Source organism: Glycomyces sp. NRRL B-16210 (genome assembly GCF_000719515.1).
GTDB lineage: Bacteria > Actinomycetota > Actinomycetes > Mycobacteriales > Micromonosporaceae > Glycomyces.
In genome coordinates this window covers 110,409-128,565 of the sequence record NZ_JOGR01000007.1, presented here as the reverse complement: position 1 = coordinate 128,565, position 18,157 = coordinate 110,409, and the positions used below count along the sequence as shown (strand labels likewise).

The window sequence follows — 18,157 nt, the reverse complement described above, 5'->3', positions numbered from 1 at the left end:
CCGAATTGCCGGGTCTGACGCAGGCTCCGCAGGCGTTTTAGGTGTCCGCGAGTCCCTCGGCCACCAGACGCTTCCCCTCGCGCCTGATATTGATCTCGGCGTTGACATCCCGTTCATGAACCGCACCGCACCCGCAGGCCCATCTGCGGACCTTCAGGCCTGCCAAGCCTTTCGGACCAGTCAGCGCCCCGCATACCGAGCACAACTGCGTGGACGGGAAGTATCGGTCGACCTTGACGAAAGTCCGACCGCTCCTGATGGCCTTCGAGCTGAGCCGGGTCAGGAACATGCCGAACGCCGCGTCGTGCACTGATTTGGCATGGCGACCTTGGACCAGAGCCTTGACATTGAGGTCTTCGACGTAGATGCCTTGGTTCTCGGCAACGATCGTCTTCACCTGCTTGTCGATCCAGTCCGACCGGGCGTGCTTGACCCTCTCATGCGCCTTCGCCAGCGCGACACGGGCCTTCACACGGTTCATCGAACCCTTCGCCTTCCGCGACAGAGCCCGCTGCGCCTTCCGAATTCTCCGTTCCATCCGTGCGAAGAATCTCGGATTCTCGATTACCCTCCCACCCCGCAGGACCGCAAAATCCTTCAGCCCCAAGTCGATCCCGGTTTCCGCCTCCGGGTCGGTCAACGCTTCCAGCGCCTCGGCGCCGTCATCGACGGTCACAACGAAACTCGCGTAGAACTTGCCCGTCGAAGTCTTCATCACCGTGACGCTCGACGGGTCCGACGGCAGGTCCCTGGACCAGGCGACCTTGAGATCGCCGACCTTCGCCACATACAACCGGCCGTTCGGGCGCAACGTAAAACCGTTACGGGTAAAGCGGGCGGACTGCGATCCGGTCCGGCATTTGAACCTCGGAGGACCTACCCGTCCGCCTGAGCGTTTGCCCGAGAGCGAATCGAAGAAGGACCGGTAGGCCGCATGGCAGTCCCGCAGTGACTGTTGCAGCGGCACATTCGAGACATCGGCAAGCCAGCAGCGCGCAGTGGTGCGCTTCGCTTCGGTTATCAGCGCTTTGTCCAAGACCGCCGCGGACGGATACGGCAGACCCTGCCGATAGGCGGTTCTTCGCGCCTCGACCGCGTCATTCCACACCGTGCGCACGCACCCGAACGTCCGCGCGAGCATCGCGCGCTGCGGATCAGTCGGGTAGATCCGGAATCGGTATCGAAGCAGCACACTTGTAGTAACGGCTACACCGCATTGCACGAAGCGGCCTCATCATCATGACCATTCTCACAATCCTGCCTCGACGTCGCAGGCTGCGTCAAAGTGCCGCTAAGCGGGTACGCGAAAGGGGGCGTCCCTGGCGGGGCGCCCCCTTTTGCGGAGTCCTTAGGCGTTGTCGCGGATGCCGAGGCGCTCGATGAGCCCGCGGTAGCGCGCGATGTCTTCCTTCTTCAGGTACTTGAGGAGGCGGCGGCGCTTGCCGACCAGGAGGAGCAGGCCACGACGCGAGTGGTGGTCGTGCTTGTGCACCTGGACGTGAGCGGTCAGCTCCTTGATGCGCGCGGTCAGGACCGCGACCTGGACGTCGGTCGAACCCGAGTCGCCCTCACTGGTCGCGTACTCCTTGATGATCGCGGTCTTCTTCTCAGCGTCGAGCGCCATGTTCGAACACCTTTCTGATCTACGGCCGGTCCGCGGTGTCGAGCAGACCGGTCAATGCGATGACCTGACGAGGCTACCAGGGGCGTTAGTCCAGCTCCAACGCCCGACGGGTGTCTGCGACGTCGGTCTCGATCTGCGCGATGAGCGGCTCGATCCCGTCGAAGGCGATCTGGCCGCGCAGCCGCGCGGTGAAGTCGAGGCGGACCCGCCGGCCGTAGAGGTCCCCCGAGAAGTCGAGGAGGAACGCCTCGACCGTGCGCTCGTCGCCTTCGAAGGTGGGGTTGGTGCCGACGCTGATCGCCGCCGGGAGGCGGCGCGAGTCCGCGTGGAACCATCCGGCGTACACGCCGTCGGCCGGGATCGCCCGCCCGGCGGGGATCTCCAGGTTCGCGGTCGGGAAGCCGAGACTGGTCCCCCCGCGCCCGGCGCCGTGGACCACGGTGCCCTCGACGCCGAAGTCGCGGCCGAGGACCTCCGCCGCGGCGGCCACGTCGCCTTCGGCGACGAGCCGGCGCACCCTGGTGGAGGAATACGCCTCGTCATCTGCGGTGAGGGTCTGCGCCAGGACCTCGAACCCGAACTCCTCGCCGAGCTCGGTGAGCTTGGCGACGTCCCCGGCGGCCTTGTGGCCGAACCGGAAGTTCTCGCCCACGCACACGGCCTTGGCGTGCAGGCCGCCGACGAGCACGTGGCGGACGAAGTAGTCGGGGCTCAGCTTGGAGAGCTCCTCGGTGAACGGCAGGACGCACACGCCGTCGACGCCGAGCGAGCCGAGCAGTTCGATCCGCCGGTCCAGACTGGTGAGCTGCGCGGGCACCGCGTGCGGTGCGACCACGGCGGTCGGGTGCGGATCGAAGGTGACCACGACGCAGCGGGCCTCGCGCTCGGCGGCGGCCTTGGCCGCGGTGCGGACGAGGGCGGCGTGTCCGCGGTGCACGCCGTCGAACACGCCGATCGCCAGGACGGATGCGGGCCAGCCCTCGGGGGTCGCGTCTATTCCACGCCAGGTTTCCACGGTCCGAATCCTCTCACTGCCGCGCCGCGGCGGCCAGTCGGACGGGCCCGCAGTGGCAGCGGACGCTCGCCCTCAGAGCATCATCGACTCGTTCGCGTTCCCTCCCGACGCGAAGATGAGCAGCATCAGCACGCCGACGGCGACCAGGAGCAGGATGCCGACCAGCAGCCAGCCCGTGCCGGCCGGCTCGACCAGCCGGGGCTGGTCCTCGGCGAGGACGCTCGGTTCGTCGCGTTCGGGATCCTGCGTGACCTGCTCGGTCAGGCTGAGGCGGAACTCCTCTGGCAGTTCTTCTGCCGCACTTGGGCTCATGGGCTTCTCCTGGTGACGGGTTCCGACCGGTGGGGATCTACCCATTGATTGTCGAGAGAAGGTCGGCAATCCGACCGTCGTTTCCCGGAATCCGCCTGACAACAGCGCGATTTCGCCCTTGTGGAAATTACAAGGCCGTCACCGCCTCGCGCTGCCGCCACCATGCGAAACGTCCCTTACCCGACCGAACACCCGCCGTGTCACCGAAGACGTGCGATCTTCATGTCCTCGGAAGCGGGCCTCCGGGCCCCGAGACGATCGGAGTGTCGTATGAGAGGGCTCCTTGCGATGGCCGCGGCGGGCGCGGTCCTGGTGGCGGTGGCCGTTCCGGCTCCGGCCTCCGCCGCCGCGACCGGCTGCACCCGCACCGGCGACTACACCGTCTGCCGCACCGATCCGAAGGGCGGCAAGGACACCTCGATCGTCGACGAGATCGTCCGCCAGGTCGACGCGACGGGGAAGGGCGACACGGTGCGGGCGGCGGTCTACCAGTGGAAGAACGACCCGCCGGTGGCGCCGCTGGCGAAGTCGCTGGTGAACGCCAAGAAGCGGGGCGTGGACGTGCGCGCGGTCGTCGGCAGCCGCAGCGATCTGCCGTCGATGAACGACGCGGTGATCAAGCAGCTCAAGGCCGCCGGCGTGAAGGTGAGCCAGTGCAAGGGCGGGTGCCTGCCGAACGCCGGCGGCACCCGCAAGGGCCCCGACCACAACCGGTTCTTCCTCATCAGCAAGGGCGGGACCCCGACGGTGCTGGTGACGAGCTTCAGCTTCACCGGCTCGCACGCGAAGCAGTCGCACAACCTGCTCGGCGTCCACGGCGACAAGCGCCTGTACGAGTTCTACACCGGATTCTGGAACCGGCTCGAAAGCGGCAAGTGGGACGGCTGGACCGAGAAGTCGAAGGCCGCCACCGGCGACAAGGCCCGCGCCTGGGTCTTCCCGCGCGGCAGCGACCCCGTGGCCGAGCAGCTCAAGGAGATCACCGGGTGCAAGAAGGGCGACCGGGTCCTGGTGGGCCACGCGAACTTCCAGTCCAACCGGCCCGCGGTGCGAACCCAGCTCGACCGGATCCAAGGGCTCGGATGCCAGGTGCGGGTGGTCGTGCTCGACGCGGCCACCAGCAGCCCCAAATGGATCGAGGACGCGCTGGGAAGCGCGAACGTGCGCGTCCACAAGACCAACCGCAACAAGTTCATCGTCGCCGAGGCGCAGTTCGACGGCACCCACCGCGCGGTGGTGTGGACCGGCACGCACAACCTCAGCGGGAACGCGATGAAGCACGTGGACGACAACATGCTCCGCGTCGCCGACCAGGGCGTCGCGGACCTGTACGCGGCGTACTTCCAGCGGCTCTGGAACGGCGGGCGCTGAGGGCGGGAAAGCGGAAGGGGAGGGGCGGCGCCCCTCCCCTTTCACGTGGTGCAGGTCAGCCCTTGACCGAGCCCGCCAGCAGCCCGCGCACGAAGTAGCGCTGGAGCAGCAGGAACACGATGAGCGGCACGAGGATCGCCACGAACGCCGCGGCCGGCAGCCGCGTCCATCCGAAGCCCCACGTGCCGGCCATGTCGCCGAGGACGGCCGTCAGCGGCCGCGTGGCCGCGCCGGGAGCGAAGGTGCGCCCGACCAGGAAGTCGTTCCACACCCACAGGAACTGGAAGATGCCGATGGAGGCCAGAGCGGGGGTCACCAGCGGCAGGACCACCTTGCGGAAGATCTGCGAGTGGCTGGCGCCGTCGATCCGGGCCGCCTCCATGACGTCCCCGGGGAGCTCGCGCATGAAGTTGTGCAGCAGGAAGATCGCCAGCGGCAGCCCGAAGATCGAGTGGGCGACCCACACTTGCACGATCGTGTTCACGCCGTTGAGCTCCCAGGCCGGCATGATCGTGAAGCTCCCGATCTGGAGCCCGTTGCTGAAGAAGGACAGCAGCGGGATGAGCGCCATCTGGAGCGGGACGACCTGGAGCGCGAAGATGCCGATGTACAGCAGGTTCCGGCCCTTGAAGTCGATCCAGGAGAGCGCGTACGCGGCCATCGCCGCGAAGGCCACCGGCACGACCACGCCCACGATCGTGATGACGATCGTGTTGACGAGGTTGACGATGAGCCCGCCGCCCTGCGAGTCCGAGTACAGGACGTAGTTGTACGTGTCGAGCGTGAACGACCCGGGATCGGTGAAGAAGTTCCACCAGCCGGAGGTGCGGATGTCGTTCTCGGGCCGGATCGAGGAGATGAACAGGCCGAAGGTCGGGATCGTCCACAGCGCGGCGATCACGATCGCGGCGATGCTCGCGATCCGGCTGGAGAGCACCCGTCGCAGGCGCTCGCCGCGGCTCTCGCCGATCCGCACGGGCTTCTCGGGGGCCTTGGCGTCGGGGTCCACGACGGTGCTCATCGGGCCTCCAGTTCCTGGCGGCGCATGTTGCGCACCTGGTAGATGACGACGGGGACGACGAGCAGGAACAGCACGACGGCCATGGTGGCGCCGCGTCCGTCGTTGTAGAGGCGGAAGGCCTGCTCGACCATGTTGTGGGCGAGGACGTCGGTGCTGTAATGGCCGCCGGTCATCGCGCGCACGATGTCGAACAGCTTGAGCGTGGCGATGAAGACGGTGACGGCGACGACGACCACGGCCGAGCGGATCGACGGGACGGTGACGTTCCAGAAGATCTGGGAGGGCTTGGCCCCGTCGATGCGGGCGGCCTCGACGATCTCCAGCGGCACGCCCTTGAGCGCGGCCGACAGGACGACCGTCGCGAAGCCGACCTCGATCCAGATGAGGACGACCATGAGCAGGAAGTTGTTCCCCGGGAACTGGGTGAGCCAGTTGACCGGCTGCAATCCGAGCCAGACCATGACCTGGTTGAGCAGGCCGATCTGCTCGCCCGAGCCCTTGTACTGGTAGATGAACTTCCAGATGATCGAAGCGCCGACGAAGGAGATGCCCATCGGCAGGAACACCAGGGCCTTGTAGACGCGCTCGCCGCGGCGCCCGTCGATGAGGACGGCGTAGACGAGGCCAAGCGCGGTGGACAGGGCCGGGACGACCACGATCCACAGCGCGGTGTTGATCAGGATCTGCAACGCGTCGGGGTCGCTGACGGCCCACACGTAGTTGTCGAGGCCGACGAATTCGGAGCCGTCCTTGTTGAAGAACGACATCGCGATCGTGCGCAGGGCCGGGTAGACGAGGCCGACCAGCAGGAACAGGACGGCGGGGGCCAGGAACACGAAAGCGACCGCGCGGGAGCGGTCGCGGCGGGAGGCGAGCTCGGCGAGGCCGTACAGGCCCAAGAGGATCGCGAAGAACGCGACCAGGCCGATGGCGAGCAGGCCGAACCGGTCGATGAGAGCGGAGATTTCCACGTATGTGACTCCAGTAGTCCGGGCAGTGAGCCGGGCGGGGCCTGGGCGGCCCCGTCCGGCTCATTGTCTAAGGCTCGGGCCGGGCCTACGGCCAGGACGCTTCGATTTCGTTGGCGACCTGCTCCGAGGACTTGTCGCCGCTCTGCCATTCGACGATGCCGGTCCAGAACGAGGAGGCGCCGACCTCACCGGGCATGAGGTCCGAGCCGTCGAAGCGGACGGTCACGGTCGGGTCGGTCAGGATCTCGGTGGCGAGCACGTTGATCGGCGTGGTGGCGTTGGACGGGTCCACGCCCTGGTGGGCGGTGCTCCACGGTCCGGTCTGGAGCCGGGCGTTGTGGTAGGCGGCGCTGGCGAGGTACTGGCGGGTGGCCTCGACCGCTTCGGCGTCGCTGAACGCGGCCACGAACTCGCCGCCGACCAGCATGGTGTTGTCGCCCTCGTTGTTCTCGGGGAACTGGAAGGCGAACACGTCGCCGTCCTCGGCGACGTTGGTGCCGCTGGGCCACATGGCGCCGTAGAAGGACGCCATCCGGTAGAAGGCGCACTCGCCCTCGACGATCGGCCAGCCGGCCTCCTGGAACGCCGTCGAGCTGACGGTGTCGGTGCCGTTGAGGATGTAGTCCTCGTTGAGCAGGACGGTGCCGGCCTTGTCGAAGGCGGCCACGATCTGCGGGTCGTTGAACGGAATGGTGTGGTCGACCCACTGGTCGTACACGTCGGTGCTCTCGCGCAGGACGATGTCCTCGATCCAGTCGGTGCCGGGCCAGCCGGTGGCGCCGCCGGACTCGATGCCGGCGCACCAGGGGGTGCCGCCGGCCTCGACGATGGTGTCGGACAGTGCGATCAGGTCGTCCCAGGTGGTCGGGACCTCGTAGCCGTTGTCGGCGAAGTACGCGGGCGAGTACCAGATGAAGGACTTCGCGTTGGACGAGTTGGGCGCCGCGTAGAGGGTGCCGTCGATCGTCCCGTAGTTGAGCCAGTCCTCGGTCCAGCCCTCGGTCGCCAGCGCGGTGACGGCGTCGGAGGCGGGGACGAGGTCGTCGGTGAAGGAGGACATGAGGCCGGGCTGCGGGAACAGCGCGATGTCGGGGGCGTTGCCGCCGTCGACGCGGACCTTCATGTCGGATTCGAATTCGCCGGTGCCCTCGTAGGCGATGTCGACGCCGGTGCAGTCCTCGAAGAACTGCCAGGCGGCCATCATCTCGTCGGCCTCCTGGTCGCGGATGGAGCCGAGGATGGTGACGGTCTCGCCGTCGAAGGAGCCGAACTCCTCGTAGTTGGCGCAGTCCTTGGCCTCTTCGGGGACTTCGCCGCGGGAGCTGTCGTCGTCATCCGGTGCGCCGCATGCCGCCGCGGCGAGCGCGATGGCACTGGCGGCAGCCGCAAGGCAGGAAATTCGTCTGGTCTTGCTCATCGGGGTTTCCCTCTCTTCGCAGGTGTTGTGCGCCCGGCGAGTCCGACTGCCTCCCTGTCCCTGCCGTTCGGGAACCGCTCTCACGGGTCCTTGCCCTGGTCGGGACTGCCTCACCCGCCGTTGGGCGACGCTGGCAATCGTGCTCTGAGTAACACTGGATGTCAAGTCTGCATTGCTGAATCGTTACCGGTTGGGATTGGATCGATATTCGCGCCGACCCAAATTGTGGGAGCGATACCAATGACGTATCATTCCGGGGCCCCGGCAACTCGTCCCTCACCCGTGCCACCGGTGCGGGCCCTAGGGGATGCTTGAAGAGCCCCTAGCAAGTGCACAGCCGAGAAAGGTGCCATCCGATGACGCAGCTCACCTTCCCCGAGGGCTTCTTGTGGGGAACCGCCACGGCCTCCTACCAAGTCGAGGGCGCGGTGGCCGAGGACGGGCGCGGGCCCTCCATCTGGGACACCTTCGCCGACACGCCGGGCAAGACCTGGCGCGGCCAGACCGGGCGGGTGGCGTGCGACCACTACCACCGGGTGGACGAGGACATCGCGCTCATGCGGTCGCTGGGCCTGGACACCTACCGGTTCTCGATCGCGTGGCCGCGGATCCAGCCCGACGGCACCGGCCCGGTGAACCTGGCGGGCCTGGACTTCTACGACCGGCTGGTCGACAAGCTCGTGGCGGCGGGCATCAAGCCGATGCCGACGCTGTACCACTGGGACCTGCCGCAGTCCTTCGAGGACCGCGGCGGCTGGCCCGAGCGCGAGACGGCCGAGCGCTTCGGCGACTACGCGGCCGTCGTCGCGGGCCGCCTGGCCGACCGCGTCCACACCTGGTGGACGCTCAACGAGCCGTGGTGCGCGGCGTTCCTCGGCTACGGCAACGGCCACCACGCCCCCGGGCGCACCGAGCCGGCGGCGGCCCTGGCCGCGGCCCACCACCTGAACCTCGCGCACGGACTCGCGGTGCAGGCGCTGCGGGCGGCCGGGGCCGGGCAGGTCTCGATCGCGCTCAACCCGACGCAGGTCCGCGGCGAGGAGGAGGCGATGCGGATCGTCGACGGGCTCGCCAACCGGGTCTTCTTCGACCCGCTGCTGCGCGGGGAGTATCCGGCCGAGATGCTGGAGCGGACGGCGCACCACACCGACTGGTCGTTCGTGCGCGAGGGCGACCTGGAGCAGATCAACCAGCCGATCGACCTGCTGGGCGTCAACTACTACAACCCGACCTGGGTGCGGTCGAACCCGGACGCGCCGGAGTCGGACGTGCAGCCCGGTTCGGCCGGAATCGAGAACTGGACCCCCGAGGGTCTGGAGTTCACCGACATGGGCTGGCCGATCGAGGCCTCGGGCCTGACGGACCTGCTGGTGCGCCTCCACAAGGACTACGGCGTCCCGACGATGGTCACCGAGAACGGCGCGGCCTACCCGACCGGTCCGGGCGAGGACGGCGAGGTGGACGACGTCGAGCGCGTGGCCTACCTGCGGGCGCACATCGCCGCGGTCCACGACGCGATCGAGGCGGGCGCGGACGTGCGCGGGTACACCGCGTGGTCGCTCATGGACAACTTCGAGTGGGCCTTCGGCTACGACAAGCGCTTCGGGATCGTCCACGTCGACTACACGACGCAGAAGCGGACCCCGAAGTCGAGTGCGAAGTTCTACGCCGGCGTGATCGCCGCGCACGGCCTGGACCGGTAGCGGATCTCAGAGGACGGCCCGGAGTGCGCGCACCGCGCGCTCCGGGTCGTTCGCCTTCATCACCGCGCCCATGACCGCGACGCCGGCGGCGCCGGCCTCCCGGGCGGCGCGGGCCCGCTCGGGGCCGGTGACGCCGCCGAGGGCGTACACGGGCACCGCGTTGGCGGCGCAGCGCTCGGCGAGCCCGTCCAGGCCCGTGGCGGGGCCGTAGCCGGGCTTGGAGGCGGTGGCCCAGACCGGGGAGTAGGTGCAGTAGTCGAGGCCGGGGTCGACCTTCTCACCGGCGTGGACGGAGCGCCCCAGCAGCGCCGGGCGCGGCTCGGGCGCGGGGAAGCGGGCCGAGAGGTGCGCGGCGGGCGCCGGGACGGGCGGATCGGCGACGATGAGGGCGCCTCCGGCGGCTTCGAGGACGGGCCGCAGTCGTGCGGCGAGGGCCTCGCGTAGGGTCCACGGCAGGTGCTTGTCGCGCAGCACGAGGGCGAACGGGCCGCCGCGCAGGGCCAGGGCGACCTGTTCGGGGAGCGGGCGGGCGATGCCGAGGACGTCGGAGAGGACGAGGAGCCGGTGCTGCACGTTCCGACCCTATCGCCGCGTATCGCACCCCTGGTGGGGCCAGAGTTCCAGGATTCGATTCGTGCCCGACTCGCCAGTGCTACACCGGTTTAACGCTTCTGTATCGGTCCACGTCTCGAACTTGCGTAATTCACGACACAGGTGCGAAACTTCAGAGGATGAACATCGGCGATCAAATCAACGTGCTGCGGACCGAAGGGGAGCGGATCGCTGTCGCTGGTGGGGAACTCGCACTCAACGCCATCGTGCCCACTTGCCCGGGCTGGGTCGTGAAGGATCTGCTGACCCATATCGGGACCGTCCACCGCTGGGCGGCGACGATCGTGGGCGAGGCACTGCCCCACGATCCGCGGCGGCGCGACCTCCAGCGCGCCGTGGGGCCACTGCCCCACGACGACCTGCTGGTCGACTGGGTCCGCGAGGGACTCCTCCAGCTCGTGGCCACACTGGAGGCCGCCCCCAGCGGGCTCCAGTGCTGGCAGGTGTTCCCCTCCGAGTCCTCACGGCGCTTCTGGGTCCGCAGACAGGCCCACGAGACCACCATCCACCGAGTCGACGCCGAACAGGCGCGCGGCGACGAGATATCACCGGTCGGCCCCGAATTCGCGGCCGACGGCATCGACGAACTGCTGCTGGGCTTCCACGGCCGGCCTTCGAGCCGGGTGCGGGCGCTGCGCCCGTCGGTGCTCCACATCCATGCCACCGATCTGCCGCCCGGACGCGGCGACTGGTACATCCACCCCACCGACACGGGCCCGCTCGTGACGTTCAGCGAGGTCGAGTCCCCGCACTGCGTCATCGAGGGCCCGGTGGAGCTGCTGTACCTGGCGCTGTGGAACCGGCTGCCGTTCGACGACCTCTCGGTCCGCGGGGACCCGGCACTGCTCCACTTGTGGCGCAATTACTCCGCGGTCCGATGGGTCGATCCCGTCGACGTCTGAACACTGGAGCGCAACAGTGCGAAACCGCAGGTGATCGACTGATCACCGTCCGAGTTGTCCACCGGTTGCCGCGAACGGGCGCGCTGCTGCGCCCGTCCGGCCGGGCGGGATCGTAAGCTCACCGACGTGAACCACGACGACACCGCCCCGAACGACGCCGTGCCCCGCGCCGCGCTGTGGATCCTCGTCCCCGCCGCGGTCGCCACCGTCCTCGGCCTGATCCTGCTGTGGCCCGTCGGGGTCGAGGACACCGCGATCGAGGGCTTCGGCACCGAGGTCGACGGCCATGTGGTCTCGGTGCACGAGACCGAGTGCGAGGCGGTCGACGCCGAGCTCAACGAGCAGCTCCAGGCCACCGTCTGCGGCGACGTGCTCGTCCGCGTCGACAGCGGCGAGTTCGCCGGCGAACAGGTCATCCTCGGCATCCCCTCCGGGCCCGGCGCGCCCGTGGTCGCCGCCGGCGACGACGTCATCCTCATCCACACCCCCGGCTCGGTCTCCGGCCAGCAGTTCCACATCATCGACCACGACCGCTCCAGCGCCCTGTGGGCGCTCGGGATCGCCTTCGCGCTCGCCGTGGTCGCCTTCGGCCGCTGGAAGGGCCTGCGCTCGCTCGTGAGCCTCGCGCTGACCTTCGCGGTGGTCCTGGTGTTCATGGTCCCGGCCGTCCTCGACGGCTCCTCCCCCGTCCTCGTGGCGATCGTCGGCGCCGCCGCGATCATGCTCGTCTCGCTGTACCTCTCGCACGGATGGAACCGGACCACCACCGTCGCGGTGCTCGGGACCCTCGCCTCGCTCGTGCTCACCGTGGCGCTCGCCGAGGCCTCGGTGCGGCTCGCCAAGCTCAACGGCGTCCTCGACGAGAACACCACGAACCTCGCCATGCAGTACCCGATCGACATGTCCGGCCTGCTGCTCGCCGGCATCCTCATCGGCGCCCTCGGCGTCATCGACGACGTCACCGTCTCCCAGGCGGCCACCGTCGACGAGGTCGCCAAGGCCAACCCGCGCTGGGGGCCGGCACGGCTGTTCAAATCGGGGATGCGCGTCGGCCGCGACCACCTCACGTCGGTGGTCAACACCCTCGTCCTCGCCTACGCGGGCGCCTCGCTGCCGCTCCTGGTCCTCATCGCCGCCGCCAACCGGCCGCTGGAGCAGGTGATCACCAGCCAGACCATCGCCACCGAGATCGTCCGGTCGGTCGCGGGCACCCTCGGGCTCATCGCGGCCGTCCCGATCACCACCTGGCTCGCCGCCACCCTCGCGCGCCGCGACCCGAAACCGCGCGAACCGAAGGCCCCCAAGCCGAAACCGCCGAAACCGAAACCGCCGAAGCCCGATCAGGAGAGCTGGGACGCCGACGAGTCCCCCTACCCGCCTTCGCACCTGCGCTGAAGGATCAGAAGCGCTCGGCGGCGGCCATGAGCTTGCGCGAGGCCTGGTGCAGGGCCTGGAGCACCGTCATCACCGCCGGGCGGCCCGTCGAGGCCGTCCGGTGGACCACGTAGACCTCCCGGCCCCGCAGCGGCTCGGCGACCCGCCGCACCGCCACGTCCCGCCGCTCGGCCGCCGCCATCCACGGCGCCACCGTCACCCCCAGTCCCTTCGCGACCAAGGTCAGGATCGTGTCCAGGCCCTCGAACTCCGAGACCGGCGCGGTGATGCCCTCGGCGCGCCACAACCGGTCGAGCGCCATCCGCGACGGCTCCCCCTCCGGCGAGGCGATCCACGACTCCCCCGCCAGCGCGTGCGCCGACAGCACCGACTGCTCCGCGAGCGGATGACGGGTCGGCAGGACCACCACGAGCGGGTCGTTCACCAAGTGGTGGAAGGTGAGCGGCCCGGAAGTGGCCGGGCGGCGCTGGCCCGACCAGTCGTCGATGAGGGCCAGGTCGATCTCCCCTGAGCGCACGCGCGCGAGGGACTCGGAGACGGTGAGCTGCTGGCGCAGGACCATCTGGAGTTCGGGGTAGCGGCGCAGGCGGCGCACGATCGGCCCGGCCAGGGCGACGGCCACGGTGGGGAAGGCGGTGACGGTGACGCGCCCGCGCGGCGCGGCCGATTCGGCGGCGAGGTCGGTCTCGGCGGCGTCGATCGCCTCGAGGATGCGGCCGGTGTGCTCGACGAGTCGGCGCCCGGCGTCGGTCAATTGCGCGGAGCGGGCGGTGCGTTCGAGCAGGGACACGCCGGCCTCCTTCTCCAAGGCGGCCAACTGCTGTGAGACGGCCGAGGCGGTCTGACCGGTCGTTACGGCAGTGGCGGATATCGATCCCTGGGCGGCGAATTCGTAGAGAAGCCGCAGGCGGCGCACATCGAGCATAAGGAAATCTTACCCTCGGCGAAAGGAAGAAATACTTGCGTTGATGCTCCGTTCGGAGGAGTCTGGGTCCCGTCAGCGACTATCCACCGAGGAGTCACCTGTGACCGTCTCCGCCACCCTCGCCGCCAATGAGGCCATCGCCGAGCGCCGCGCCGCCGGGCTGGAGGTGCTCGCGCTCGGCTTCGGTGAAGCCGGCATCCCGGTGCACCCCTTGCTGAGCCAGCGCCTCGCGCAGGCCGCGGGCCGGACCTCCTACGGACCGGTGGGAGGGCTCGGGGCCGCCCGCGAGGCCGCCGCCGGGTACTGGACCCGCCGGGGCCTGCCGACCGAGGCCGGCCGGGTCCTGCTCGGTCCCGGCTCCAAACCGCTGCTGTACGCGCTGCTGCACGCCGTCGGGGGCGACGTGGTGCTCCCCAAGCCCGCGTGGGTGTCCTACGCGGCCCAGGCGCAGCTGATCGGCCGCGAGCCGATCCGGGTGCCGGTGTCCGAGGGCGAGGGCGGCGTCCCCGAGGCCGAGGCCATGGAGGCGGCGGTGAAGGCCGCGAGGGCGGCCGGGCGCGACCCGCGGGTCGTCGTGGTCACGCTGCCGGACAACCCGACGGGGCGATTGGCCTCGGAGCGGTCGGTGAAGGCCTTGTGCGAGACGGCGAGGGCGCTCGACCTGGTCATCATCGCCGACGAGATCTACCGCGACCTCGTGTTCGAGGAGGAGTCGTTCCCTTCGCCCGCTTCGTGGGCGCCGGAGCGGACGGTGACGACCACGTCCCTGTCGAAGAACTTCGCGCTCGGGGGCTGGCGCGTCGGTGCGGCGCGGTTCCCCGATTCGCCGCTGGGGAGTCGACTGCTCGGTTCGGTGCTCGGAATCGCCTCGGAGCTCTGGTCCTCCACGCCGATGCCGATGCAGCACGCCGCGGCCTACGCCTGGTCGGACCCGCAGGTGCTGGTCGACCGGGTCACCGCGGCCCGGCGCCTGCACGGGTCGGTCGCGAACGCGGTCGCCGAAGTCTTCACCGACGCCGGGTGCGCGGTGGCGGCGCCGCAGGGCGGGTTCTACGTGTGGCCCGATTTCGGTCCGCTGCGCGAGCGCCTCGCCGATCGTTGGGGCGCCTCGACGAGCCCGGAGCTGGCGCGGGTGCTGCTGGACGCGTTCGGGGTCGTGGTCCTGCCCGGGAGCGCTTTCGGCGACGATCCGTCCGCGCTGACGTTGCGCGTGGCCGTCCCGGGGATCTACGGGAGTTCGGACTCGGAGCGGCTGGCGGCGCTGGTCGCCGACGACCCGGTCGCGATGCCGTGGATCGCCGAGTCCTTGGACGCCTTGCGGGAGAAGCTCGCCGCGCTCGTCGCGGTGTAGAAGGAGCCGGGTGCTGCCGTGGCCGATGCGGCAGCACCCGGCTTACTCATTTCCAGGCCCCGTAGAGGCTCACGGCCGCGAAGACGCAGGCGGCCACGACGACGAGCGCGCCGATGAGGAACAGCGCCCCGACGAACCGCTGGATCTCGAGTTCGCGGCCCTCGCGGACGGGGCCGCGCCAGCGGCCGTACCGCCAGTGGTCCCGGCCGTGCCGATAGTCGCCGACGTCCTGCATGAGCGCCTGGAGGTCGGCGAGGCTCTCGGCCCTCCGGGCCATCTGGCGCCGCAGCCGGTACTCCGGCGCGTCGAGCTCTCCGCGCCGCCTGGCCCTGGCGAGTCGGTCGAGCGCGATGCGCTTGTCGGTCCTGGAGGCTCGTGTCGCGAATGCGTCCATGACGTGCTCCCACCTGTGCTGACTTCCATCATGACAGGTTCGAACGTCCCGCGCATTACTCGTTTTCCCAGGTCATGACCAATGTCGACACACGCGCACCACTGAGCGCTCCAGTCACACCCGAGGGTGCGAGACGAAGCGCCGCACCGGGATTCCGGTGCGGCGCCTCACGGAGCGGGGATACTAGTCGAGGAGGTCGGAGACGGCCTTCGCCAGGTCGGTGTCCTTGGCGGAGATCTTGTTCCCGGCCGAGTGCGTGGTGGTCGAGACCTTCAGTCGGTTGTAGCGGACGATCAAGTCGGCGTGGTGGTTGCGGCGCTCGTTGAGGAGCCCGACGCCGGTGGCGGCGGCGAGGGCCGGGAGGTGGCCGTCGAAGGTCCACTCCCGCTCCAGGCGGTCGTCGGCGTGGGTCCAGCCGGGGAGTTCCGAGAGCGCGAGTTCGATCTCGGCGTCGGTCAAGGGTCGGTCGCTCATGGCTCGATTCTCGCAGCCGCCGGCGCGGGCGTCTCGGCCTTGGTCGGGGTCGGGGTTCGCCCTAGTGCTCGTCGACGAGGGTGACCTGGCCGGTGTCGAGGTCGTAGACTGCGCCGACGATGAGGACCCCGTCGAGCGAGGCGCGGCGGTCGAGGTCGGCGACGGTGCGGCGCACCTGGAGGCGCATCGCGCGCGAGGCGGCCGCGTCGGGCTCGGCGGTCTCGGCCAGCGCCTGGGAGGCGGGCTGCCACAACTGCTCGACCAGGTAGCCCGAGCGGGGGTCGTGGGTGTCGGCCCGGACGGCGTTGAGCGCCGCGTCGACCGCGCCGCACCGTTCGTGGCCGAGCACGACCACCAGGGAGACGCCCATCTCCGCCGCGGCGAACTCCAGGGAGCCGACGGCGGCGCGGTCGGGCACGTGCCCGGCGGTGCGCACGACCAGCAGTTGGCCGAAGTCGCAGTCGAACACGCTCTCGGCGGTGACGCGCGAGTCGATGCAGGTGAAGACGACGGCGCCGGGCATCTGCTCGGGTGCGGCCCCGCGGGCGGCGACGATGTCGCGCCTGTAGCGGGGCGCTCCGGCGACGAAGCGGCCGTTGCCTTCGAGCAGGCCGGCGAGCGTGGCGGCGGCTTGATGGTGGTCCATCAGCGAGGAGGCGGTCAATTCTGGCACGCACTGAATGGTGCCGCATGTTCGGCGCCGGTGCAAGGACGACGGGCGTAGCGTCATCCACGTTTTACAGAGCTTTCGTTACCGCTTCGCGATCTTGAGGTCATTAAAGAGGACTGGATGATCGCCTGCGGGGACCTTATGATGAAGACCGACAACCGCAACGGTACTCACCAGCGGATTCACCTTTCTCGATTTGGAGGACCGGTGCGAACCTACGGCGACGGCTGCCCGGCCGCTCACGCGCTCGACCTCGTCGGCGAGCGGTGGTCGCTGCTCATCGTCCGCGAGCTGCTCCTGGGCCCGAAGCGGTTCACCGACCTGCGCGGCGGGCTCCACGGGGCGAGCGCGAACGTGCTCTCGCAGCGGCTGCGGGAGCTGGAGGCGCACGGCGTGGTCTCCAAGCGCCGGCTCCCGCCGCCGGCCGCCTCGAAGGTGTACGAGCTGACCGAGTGGGGCCGCGAGCTCGAAGGCGCGATCGTGCTGCTGCTGCGCTGGGGCGCGCGTTCGGCGGCGATCCCGCTCGACGCGCCGATGGGCGCCGACGCGCTCATCCTGGCGATGCGCAGCCTGTTCATCCCGGCCACGGCCCGGGGTTTCGACGCGGCCTTCGAGCTGTGGGTCGGCGACCGGCCGTTCATCGCCGAGATCATCGACGCCCAGCTGATCCTGGCCCCGGGCCGGCCCGAGCACCCGCACGCGGTCATCCGCACCGACGCCGAGACGCTCAAGCGGCTCACCTTGGGCGGGCGCAGCCTCGACGTGTCGCTGCACGCCGGCCGCGTCACCGTCCAGGGCGACCAGGCGATGGCCGAGCGGTTCCTGGGCATGTTCCGCCTGCCCGAGCCGGCCGCGGCCTCCGCCGGAGCGGTCGGCGCCGGCTAGGAAGTGCTCGCGAGCCTCGCGGTTGGGCCTTCGCATACCGGTGCGGTCTGCGAAGGCCCGACGGCGAAGCGGGCGGACAACGGCCGTAAGGGGTTCCTTCGGAACCCCTTAGGGTGTGCTCGCGAGCCCGGGGCGGTAGACCGGGATCTCGCCGCTGCCGCGGACGCGGCGGTCGGTGATGAGCATGTGCCCGGGCGCGTGCGTGATCGCGAACGGCAGCCGCGCCTTCGCCACCGCCTCCACGATCGTCACCCCGCAGGCCCAGAACACCGGGACGTCGCCGGGGGCGAACACCACCGGGTCGCCGAAGTCGGGGCGGGCGAGGTCGCGCACGCCGATCTCGCGGGGGTCGCCCACGTGGACCGGTTCGCCGTGCGCGTACGGCAGGTCGGCGGTGACCCTCGCGGCGCGCTCGGCCGCCTCGGCGGGCATCGGCCGCATCGAGACCACCTGCGGGCCGCGGAACCGCCCGGTGCGCAGGCACTGGAGGCGGCTGCGGTACATCGGCACGTTGCGGTCCTGCTCCAGGTGGCGCAGCGGCACGCCGGCCCGCTCCAGCAGCGGCTCGAACGTGAAGCTGCACCCGATGAGCAGCGTGACCAGGTCGCGGCTCCACAGGTCGACGACCTCGGTGCGGCGCGCGATGACCTTCCCCTTGCGCCACACCAGGTACGAGGGCAGGTCGCGGCGCAGGTCCGCGCCGGGGGCCAGGTCGGTGGTGTGGCGCCCGGCCCCCACGGTCCCCAGCAGCGGGCAGGGCCTGGGGTTGCGGACGGTGAACCGGCGCAGGTCGTCGCCGTACTCGCGGGGCACCGTGACGAGGTTGGCCTGCACGAAACCGTGCGACCATCCGCTGGTGGTGGTGACCAGCCCCTCCCGGAATCGGGCTCGGGCCTCGCGGGGAAGGGCCGTCGCCTCGGGGCACTGTTTCGTGAACATCTCTCCTCCTCGGTTCGTCGCTCTTGCGACCGAGTTTGGTCACGAATGCGACAAGACCTTCACGAGTCCTTCACGAGCCGCGGGATCGCATTCACTCGATCACTGAGTGAAAGCCCTTGCAAGCGTTCCCAAATGAGCAGGAATTGCCCATAGACTGGAAACGTCCCCGCATACGT

At 69.7% G+C, this 18,157-nt stretch carries 19 protein-coding genes; 6 read left to right on the top strand and 13 right to left on the bottom strand.

Features of this window, described 5'->3' with window-relative positions:
- Window positions 1-37 precede the first annotated feature (37 nt).
- From IF12_RS0111155 to IF12_RS0111140, 4 genes are all read right to left on the bottom strand, one after another.
- On the bottom strand, window positions 38-1,192 hold the full coding sequence (locus IF12_RS0111155; protein WP_030158041.1) for an RNA-guided endonuclease TnpB family protein: 1,155 nt from the start codon (window positions 1,190-1,192) through the stop codon (window positions 38-40).
- 156 nt (window positions 1,193-1,348) lie between these two features.
- Window positions 1,349-1,624 (bottom strand): 30S ribosomal protein S15, encoded by a 276-nt coding sequence (gene rpsO, locus IF12_RS0111150; protein ID WP_030158040.1) that lies wholly within the window; start codon window positions 1,622-1,624, stop codon window positions 1,349-1,351.
- An 85-nt stretch (window positions 1,625-1,709) separates the two neighbouring features.
- Window positions 1,710-2,639, bottom strand: coding sequence for a bifunctional riboflavin kinase/FAD synthetase (locus IF12_RS0111145; RefSeq protein WP_030158039.1), 930 nt, complete (start codon window positions 2,637-2,639; stop codon window positions 1,710-1,712).
- A gap of 72 nt (window positions 2,640-2,711) precedes the next feature.
- A complete protein-coding gene (locus IF12_RS0111140; protein ID WP_030158038.1) occupies window positions 2,712-2,951 on the bottom strand; it encodes a hypothetical protein in 240 nt (79 codons plus the stop codon).
- A gap of 270 nt (window positions 2,952-3,221) precedes the next feature.
- Here IF12_RS0111140 and IF12_RS0111135 point away from each other — a divergent pair, with 270 nt between their 5' ends.
- Complete coding sequence (locus IF12_RS0111135) at window positions 3,222-4,322, top strand: phosphatidylserine/phosphatidylglycerophosphate/cardiolipin synthase family protein (RefSeq protein WP_166659618.1); 1,101 nt, start codon at window positions 3,222-3,224, stop codon at window positions 4,320-4,322.
- Window positions 4,323-4,377: 55 nt separating this feature from the next.
- On the opposite strand, the gene IF12_RS0111130 is transcribed toward IF12_RS0111135, so the two are convergent.
- The 3 genes from IF12_RS0111130 to IF12_RS0111120 form a co-directional block, all read right to left on the bottom strand.
- Window positions 4,378-5,343, bottom strand: a complete 966-nt coding sequence (locus tag IF12_RS0111130; protein WP_035748829.1) for a carbohydrate ABC transporter permease — start codon at window positions 5,341-5,343, stop codon at window positions 4,378-4,380.
- A complete protein-coding gene (locus IF12_RS0111125) occupies window positions 5,340-6,314 on the bottom strand; it encodes a carbohydrate ABC transporter permease (protein WP_030158035.1) in 975 nt (324 codons plus the stop codon). Before IF12_RS0111125 ends, IF12_RS0111130 begins: the two co-directional genes overlap by 4 nt.
- Before the next feature lie 85 nt (window positions 6,315-6,399).
- Window positions 6,400-7,731, bottom strand: a complete 1,332-nt coding sequence (locus IF12_RS0111120) for an ABC transporter substrate-binding protein (protein ID WP_030158034.1) — start codon at window positions 7,729-7,731, stop codon at window positions 6,400-6,402.
- Window positions 7,732-8,087: 356 nt separating this feature from the next.
- Between IF12_RS0111120 and IF12_RS0111115 the strand changes: the two genes are divergently transcribed.
- Complete coding sequence (locus IF12_RS0111115) at window positions 8,088-9,434, top strand: GH1 family beta-glucosidase (RefSeq protein WP_030158033.1); 1,347 nt, start codon at window positions 8,088-8,090, stop codon at window positions 9,432-9,434.
- Window positions 9,435-9,440: 6 nt separating this feature from the next.
- Here IF12_RS0111115 and IF12_RS0111110 read toward each other — a convergent pair whose 3' ends face one another.
- Entirely contained in the window at window positions 9,441-10,007 is a 567-nt protein-coding gene (locus tag IF12_RS0111110) for a thiamine phosphate synthase (RefSeq protein WP_030158032.1), read from the bottom strand.
- A 158-nt stretch (window positions 10,008-10,165) separates the two neighbouring features.
- On the opposite strand from IF12_RS0111110, the gene IF12_RS0111105 reads away from it, so the two are divergent.
- Entirely contained in the window at window positions 10,166-10,948 is a 783-nt protein-coding gene (locus IF12_RS0111105; protein ID WP_030158029.1) for a maleylpyruvate isomerase family mycothiol-dependent enzyme, read from the top strand.
- A gap of 126 nt (window positions 10,949-11,074) precedes the next feature.
- Complete coding sequence (locus IF12_RS0111100; RefSeq protein ID WP_081913493.1) at window positions 11,075-12,343, top strand: YibE/F family protein; 1,269 nt, start codon at window positions 11,075-11,077, stop codon at window positions 12,341-12,343.
- 4 nt (window positions 12,344-12,347) lie between these two features.
- Here the strand turns inward: IF12_RS0111100 and IF12_RS0111095 are convergent, their stop codons facing one another.
- A complete protein-coding gene (locus IF12_RS0111095) occupies window positions 12,348-13,268 on the bottom strand; it encodes a LysR family transcriptional regulator (protein ID WP_030158025.1) in 921 nt (306 codons plus the stop codon).
- Window positions 13,269-13,368: 100 nt separating this feature from the next.
- Between IF12_RS0111095 and IF12_RS0111090 the strand changes: the two genes are divergently transcribed.
- Window positions 13,369-14,619, top strand: coding sequence for a pyridoxal phosphate-dependent aminotransferase (locus tag IF12_RS0111090; protein ID WP_197034684.1), 1,251 nt, complete (start codon window positions 13,369-13,371; stop codon window positions 14,617-14,619).
- A gap of 46 nt (window positions 14,620-14,665) precedes the next feature.
- Here the strand turns inward: IF12_RS0111090 and IF12_RS0111085 are convergent, their stop codons facing one another.
- From IF12_RS0111085 to IF12_RS0111075, 3 genes are all read right to left on the bottom strand, one after another.
- Window positions 14,666-15,013, bottom strand: a complete 348-nt coding sequence (locus tag IF12_RS0111085; protein ID WP_030158021.1) for a hypothetical protein — start codon at window positions 15,011-15,013, stop codon at window positions 14,666-14,668.
- A 183-nt stretch (window positions 15,014-15,196) separates the two neighbouring features.
- A complete protein-coding gene (locus tag IF12_RS0111080) occupies window positions 15,197-15,487 on the bottom strand; it encodes a 4a-hydroxytetrahydrobiopterin dehydratase (RefSeq protein ID WP_030158019.1) in 291 nt (96 codons plus the stop codon).
- A gap of 61 nt (window positions 15,488-15,548) precedes the next feature.
- Window positions 15,549-16,160 carry a carbonic anhydrase gene (locus tag IF12_RS0111075; RefSeq protein ID WP_133884376.1) on the bottom strand — a complete coding sequence of 204 codons (612 nt, stop codon included), beginning with the start codon at window positions 16,158-16,160 and terminating at the stop codon, window positions 15,549-15,551.
- A gap of 204 nt (window positions 16,161-16,364) precedes the next feature.
- Here IF12_RS0111075 and IF12_RS0111070 point away from each other — a divergent pair, with 204 nt between their 5' ends.
- Window positions 16,365-17,042 carry a helix-turn-helix domain-containing protein gene (locus tag IF12_RS0111070; RefSeq protein WP_030158015.1) on the top strand — a complete coding sequence of 226 codons (678 nt, stop codon included), beginning with the start codon at window positions 16,365-16,367 and terminating at the stop codon, window positions 17,040-17,042.
- A 108-nt stretch (window positions 17,043-17,150) separates the two neighbouring features.
- Here the strand turns inward: IF12_RS0111070 and IF12_RS0111060 are convergent, their stop codons facing one another.
- The gene (locus IF12_RS0111060) at window positions 17,151-17,981 is read right to left on the bottom strand and encodes a putative hydro-lyase (protein WP_051704259.1); all 831 of its coding nucleotides are present in this window, start codon (window positions 17,979-17,981) and stop codon (window positions 17,151-17,153) included.
- Between the last annotated feature and the right edge of the window lie 176 nt (window positions 17,982-18,157).

Excerpts from the sequence above, each read along its gene's own strand:
- rpsO (WP_030158040.1), bottom strand. The coding sequence starts at position 1,624 with ATGGCGCTCGACGCTGAGAAGAAGACCGCGATCATCAAGGAGTACGCG.
- IF12_RS0111140 (WP_030158038.1), bottom strand. The coding sequence starts at position 2,951 with ATGAGCCCAAGTGCGGCAGAAGAACTGCCAGAGGAGTTCCGCCTCAGC.
- IF12_RS0111135 (WP_166659618.1), top strand. The coding sequence starts at position 3,222 with ATGAGAGGGCTCCTTGCGATGGCCGCGGCGGGCGCGGTCCTGGTGGCG.
- IF12_RS0111130 (WP_035748829.1), bottom strand. The coding sequence starts at position 5,343 with ATGAGCACCGTCGTGGACCCCGACGCCAAGGCCCCCGAGAAGCCCGTG.
- IF12_RS0111120 (WP_030158034.1), bottom strand. The coding sequence starts at position 7,731 with ATGAGCAAGACCAGACGAATTTCCTGCCTTGCGGCTGCCGCCAGTGCC.
- IF12_RS0111115 (WP_030158033.1), top strand. The coding sequence starts at position 8,088 with ATGACGCAGCTCACCTTCCCCGAGGGCTTCTTGTGGGGAACCGCCACG.
- IF12_RS0111105 (WP_030158029.1), top strand. The coding sequence starts at position 10,166 with ATGAACATCGGCGATCAAATCAACGTGCTGCGGACCGAAGGGGAGCGG.
- IF12_RS0111095 (WP_030158025.1), bottom strand. The coding sequence starts at position 13,268 with ATGCTCGATGTGCGCCGCCTGCGGCTTCTCTACGAATTCGCCGCCCAG.
- IF12_RS0111085 (WP_030158021.1), bottom strand. The coding sequence starts at position 15,013 with ATGGACGCATTCGCGACACGAGCCTCCAGGACCGACAAGCGCATCGCG.
- IF12_RS0111080 (WP_030158019.1), bottom strand. The coding sequence starts at position 15,487 with ATGAGCGACCGACCCTTGACCGACGCCGAGATCGAACTCGCGCTCTCG.
- IF12_RS0111060 (WP_051704259.1), bottom strand. The coding sequence starts at position 17,981 with ATGTTCACGAAACAGTGCCCCGAGGCGACGGCCCTTCCCCGCGAGGCC.